Raw genomic sequence first — 979 nt, forward strand, 5'->3', positions numbered from 1 at the left:
TTATAAGATGATCAATAACCATCAAAAGAATCAAAACGAATTCAATTAAATGCGTTTAAAACAAATATCGATAAAAATGGGAAAAAACTGCTAAAAAGCCGATAATTTTTTCAAAAGAGGTTTTAAAAGGATACTTATCAACAGCCTATGAGAAAGATCAGATCAGCAAAATAGTGAAATTTGCTATTCATTTGATGTCTTAATCAAGACAAATGCAATACGTTCTTTTAAAATATCATAATGATTATTTTGATAAGTTTTATAAATCATTGAAAAGGGCATTTGTGTCAGTTCAATTTACTGACAGATAACTGACAGGTTTTAATCAATTTACATCATTGGTTATCTTTAAAGATTGCACTATTGATATGAGTTGTGTTTTAAAGTCATTAATCTATTGAAATATAATAACTTTTATTTTTGATTAAAAAATATATAGAAAGGGGGGCTAAAAAGAACTGACAAGACTGACAGCACTGACAAAACTCTTTTTACAAAGTCATTCAGATCATTTTTTTTGGAAAAAAATTACTTAATGAGAATGCTATAAAAAGAGTTTTGTGTGATTGTTTTAAAAACTTCAAAAGAGGTGTTATTGTTTTATGCTGTTGTTTTTGACCAAAGGATGCCATTCATAATAGGCGCTAGAGTGTCCACTTGTCTGATGTGTTATAAACTTTTTTCGCAGGTGATTAGAACGACATAAAAGCTCTAAAGCTTGCTTCACAGCTTCTTTATTTTTTAAAGAACTCCAACATCGTCTATAGATATCCCTTGCCGTAAAAACATCGGGTAAACAATCACAGCGTTCGACAATCAATTTTGCACGCTCTGCTGTTAATGTATCCCCCGCCGCATAAAGACGTTTTGCGTGACTTATCAGATATTTTTCCCAACGCAACGCTGTTGTGATAGCATAGAGACCAATTTCAAAACGCCCGCTGTCAAGAAGTTCAAAAATCAACGCAAGGCTTGCTAT

1 pseudogene is annotated in these 979 nt (G+C 31.7%); it reads right to left on the minus strand.

What is annotated here, in order from left to right:
• Positions 1 to 592: 592 nt before the first annotated feature.
• Positions 593 to 979 (minus strand): annotated as a pseudogene (locus FNZ60_RS09460) (YfjI family protein); the annotation flags it as partial.

This window comes from Bartonella massiliensis (assembly GCF_902150025.1).
Classification (GTDB): domain Bacteria; phylum Pseudomonadota; class Alphaproteobacteria; order Rhizobiales; family Rhizobiaceae; genus Bartonella; species Bartonella massiliensis.